This window comes from Streptomyces sp. NPDC006385, assembly GCF_040612485.1.
Classification (GTDB): domain Bacteria; phylum Actinomycetota; class Actinomycetes; order Streptomycetales; family Streptomycetaceae; genus Streptomyces.
Genome location: NZ_JBEXQG010000154.1, coordinates 1 through 4,113, shown reverse-complemented (window position 1 = coordinate 4,113; position 4,113 = coordinate 1). Strand labels below are relative to the sequence as shown.

The 4,113-nt window shown below is 69.8% G+C and carries 3 protein-coding genes; 1 reads left to right on the top strand and 2 read right to left on the bottom strand.

The window, feature by feature from the left end; all coding sequences use genetic code 11:
• Positions 1 to 157 precede the first annotated feature (157 nt).
• Both ABZ078_RS44145 and clpB read right to left on the bottom strand, forming a co-directional pair.
• Positions 158 to 685: a YbjN domain-containing protein gene (locus ABZ078_RS44145; RefSeq protein WP_356584313.1), complete on the bottom strand. Its 528-nt coding sequence runs from the start codon at positions 683 to 685 to the stop codon at positions 158 to 160.
• A 127-nt stretch (positions 686 to 812) separates the two neighbouring features.
• Entirely contained in the window at positions 813 to 3,410 is a 2,598-nt protein-coding gene (gene clpB, locus ABZ078_RS44140) for an ATP-dependent chaperone ClpB (protein WP_356584311.1), read from the bottom strand.
• 131 nt (positions 3,411 to 3,541) lie between these two features.
• Between clpB and ABZ078_RS44135 the strand changes: the two genes are divergently transcribed.
• A complete protein-coding gene (locus ABZ078_RS44135; RefSeq protein WP_356584309.1) occupies positions 3,542 to 3,955 on the top strand; it encodes a TIGR03618 family F420-dependent PPOX class oxidoreductase in 414 nt (137 codons plus the stop codon).
• Positions 3,956 to 4,113 lie beyond the last annotated feature (158 nt).

Here is a 4,113-nt window from a genome sequence, read left to right as displayed (position 1 = left end):
TTGAGTGATTATAGGCGTGTGTATAAAAAAAAACCCCGGGCCCGGTGGACCCCGGGGGGGGGGGGGGGGGGGCGCCCCCCCGCGCGGCCCCCCCCCCCACGGCGCGATCCGGTCGTGATCGCCGCTACGCCGCCGCGGGTACGACTGCCGCGAGGAGCTACTCCTCGCCGTCCTCGGGCTTCTCCGCGTCGTTGATCTCCTGCTCGATGCCGAGCTGCTCGACGAGCCACTTGTCGAACTCGATGGCGGCCCGCACCCAGCTGACCGTCGACGAGACGAAGTGCTCCAGGCTCACACCGGTGCCGATCAGCATCTGCGCCTCGCCGATCAGGCGGACGGTGCCGTCGTCGTGGGTGTGGCTGTACACCTTGGGCCACAGGGTCCGGCGGTTCCAGTCGTCGATCGACTCCAGGAGCTGGGGCTTCTCGTCGATCTTGTGGGGCCGGTCGTAGAACGTCCGCACCGAGAAGACCTGCTGGTCACCCTCGCCGCGGAACATGAAGTACGTACGGAACTGCTCCCACGGCGCCGCGAGGTCACCCTCGTCGTCGACGACGTACTTCAGCTCCATCTGGTCGAGGAGCTGCTTCACGAGGTCCTGATCCGGGATTACGGGGCCGGGCGGCGGCCCGGGCTGCGGCTGCTGGCCCCCGAAGTTCGGAATCGAGGACGGGTCGATGCTCACCGTGATTTTCCCTTCGTACGGATTCCGCCATCCTCTCCCATGCGGGGAGGGGGGTGGCAACCCCAGACGGGGCTGTCAGCCGTGAGCTGACTCGATCCGGTCACCACCGCACCGGCGGGCCCGCTCGTCACAGCGTCTTGCGGGTCGCCGGCCCCACGATCAGGCCGTCCCCGAAGGCGTCGACCCGGACCGTGTCGCCGTCCTTGACCTCGCCGGACAGGATCTCCTTGGCGAGGCGGTCGCCGATGGCGGTCTGGACGAGGCGGCGCAGGGGGCGGGCGCCGTAGGCCGGGTCCATGCCCTCGTCGGCGAGCCAGGCCAGCGCCTCGTCGGTGATCTCCAGGGTGAGGCGGCGTTCCGCGAGCCGCTTGGCGAGGCGGCCGATCTGGAGACGGGCGATCCGGCCCAGCTCGTCCTTCGTCAGGGCCGAGAAGACCACCAGGTCGTCGAGCCGGTTGAGGAACTCGGGCTTGAAGGAGGCCCGGACCACCTCCAGGACCTGCTCCTTCTTCTCCGCCTCACTCCTGATCGGGTCGACGAGGAACTGGCTGCCCAGGTTCGACGTCAGCACCAGGATCGCGTTGCGGAAGTCGACCGTACGGCCCTGACCGTCCGTCAGCCGTCCGTCGTCCAGCACCTGGAGCAGGATGTCGAAGACCTCCGGGTGCGCCTTCTCCACCTCGTCGAGGAGCACCACGCTGTACGGCCGCCTGCGCACCGCCTCCGTGAGCTGGCCGCCCTCCTCGTAGCCGACGTACCCGGGGGGCGCGCCGACCAGCCGGGCCACGCTGTGCTTCTCGCCGTACTCCGACATGTCGATGCGGACCATCGCCCGCTCGTCGTCGAAGAGGAAGTCGGCGAGCGCCTTGGCGAGCTCGGTCTTGCCGACGCCGGTCGGGCCGAGGAAGAGGAAGGAGCCGGTCGGGCGGTCCGGGTCGGCGATGCCGGCGCGGGTGCGCCGTACGGCGTCGGACACGGCCCGCACGGCCTCCGTCTGCCCGATGAGCCGCTTGCCCAGCTCCTCCTCCATGCGCAGCAGCTTCTGCGTCTCGCCCTCCAGGAGGCGGCCCGCGGGGATGCCGGTCCAGGCGGCGACGGTGTCGGCGATGTCGTCCGCGCCGACCTCCTCCTTGACCATCGTGGACCTGGCGGCCTCCTCCTCGGCCTGCGAGGCGGCCTCCAGGTCCCGCTCCAGGGCCGGGATCTCGCCGTAGAGCAGCTTGCTGGCGGTGTCGAAGTCACCGTCGCGCTGGGCGCGTTCGGCCTGTCCGCGCGCCTCGTCGAGGCGTTCCTTCAGCTCACCGACGCGGTTGAGGGACTGCTTCTCCTTCTCCCAGCGGGCGGTCAGCCCCCGCAGCTCCTCCTCCTTGTCGGCGAGGTCGCGGCGCAGCCGCTCCAGGCGCTCGCGGGAGGCCGGGTCGGTCTCCTTCTCCAGCGCCAGCTCCTCCATCTTCAACCGGTCGACGCCGCGCTGGAGTTCGTCGATCTCGACGGGGGACGAGTCGATCTCCATGCGCAGCCGGGAGGCGGCCTCGTCGACGAGGTCGATGGCCTTGTCGGGCAGGAAGCGGGAGGTGATGTACCGGTCGGAGAGCGTCGCGGCGGCGACCAGCGCGCTGTCCGCGATCTGCACCTTGTGGTGGGCCTCGTAGCGTCCCTTGAGCCCGCGCAGGATCGCGATGGTGTCCTCGACGGTCGGCTCGGCGACCAGCACCTGCTGGAAGCGCCGCTCCAGGGCGGGGTCCTTCTCGATCCGCTCCCGGTACTCGTCCAGCGTGGTGGCGCCCACCATGCGCAGCTCACCGCGCGCGAGCATCGGCTTGAGCATGTTCCCGGCGTCCATGGCGGAGTCACCGCCGGCACCGGCGCCCACGACGGTGTGCAGCTCGTCGATGAAGGTGATGATCTGCCCGTCGGAGTCCTTGATCTCCGCGAGCACGGTCTTCAGCCGCTCCTCGAACTCACCGCGGTACTTGGCGCCCGCGACCATGGCCCCCAGATCCAGCGCGACGAGCCGCTTGTCCTTGAGGGACTCGGGCACGTCACCCTTGACGATCCGCTGGGCGAGCCCTTCGACGACGGCGGTCTTGCCGACGCCGGGCTCACCGATGAGGACGGGGTTGTTCTTGGTGCGCCGGGAGAGCACCTGCACGACCCGGCGGATCTCCTGGTCCCGACCGATGACGGGATCGAGCTTGCCTTCCCGCGCGGCGGCCGTGAAGTCGGTGCCGAACTTCTCCAGCGCCTTGTACTGCCCCTCGGGGTCGGCGGTGGTCACCCGGCGCCCGCCGCGCGCCTTCTGGAAGGCGTCCAGCAGCTTCTTCGCGCCGGCGCCCTGCTGGGTGAGCACCTCACCCGCCTGGCCGCCCTTGGCGGCGATGCCGATGAGCAGGTGCTCGGTGGAGAGGTACTCGTCCCCGAGGTCCTTGGCCCGCGCCTGGGCGTCCGCGATGACGGCGAGCAGCTCACGGTTGGGCTGCGGGGGCGCGACCGTGGACCCGGTCACGCTGGGCAGCGAGGCGAGCACCTTCTCGGCGCCGGCCCGGACGGCGGCCTGGTCGGCGTCGACGGCGGCGAGAAGATCGATGATGTTCTCGTTGTCCTGCCCCTGGAGCAGAGCGAGGAGCAGGTGGGCGGGGGTGAGGTCCGGGTGCCCCTCGGTCACGGCCCGGTTGCCGGCCGCGTTGATCGCGTCTCGGCTCCTGTTGGTCAGCTCGGCGTCCACGTATCCGTTCTCCTCCTGGCGTCAGCGTCTCCCACTACTGACTGAAACAGCGTACACAAAGTTGAGTCTATTTCACTCAAGGCGGCCCTGGGAGATGTGCGGCCACCGGACAGGGCTTAGGGTTCCGGGCCATGGCCGCATACCCCCAGGATCCTGGCGCGCCGGACGCGCCGTACCTCGCCTTCTGGCAGGAGAAGCACCTGTGCACCCTGACGACCCTGCGTCCGGACGGCACTCCGCATGTCGTACCCGTCGGAGTCACCTACGACCCGCAGGCGCGGTTGGCCCGGGTGATCGCGAGCAAGACGAGCCGGAAGGTGGGCCACGTACTCGCCGCCGGCCCGGACGGGGCGCGGGTCGCGGTCTGCCAGGTGGACGGGCGGCGGTGGGCGACGCTGGAGGGAGTGGCACGCGTCCGGAACGAGCCGGAGCTGATCGCCGAGGCGGAACGGCGGTACGCGGAACGGTACGGGCGGACACCGCGGCCGAATCCCGACCGGGTGGTGATCGAGATCGCGTTGCGGCGGGCGATGGGGAAGGGGTGACCCGCGTTCCGCGTGGCCGAATACCGGGCGACCGGTTTCCGGTCACTGCCGAAACAGCCGGATACGGGGCTGCGTCATCCCTATGTGCGAACAGGGGATGAGGGGCAAGCTATTCGACTTCTCACCGATGGCGATGAATGGAGAGTCGAAATCCATTC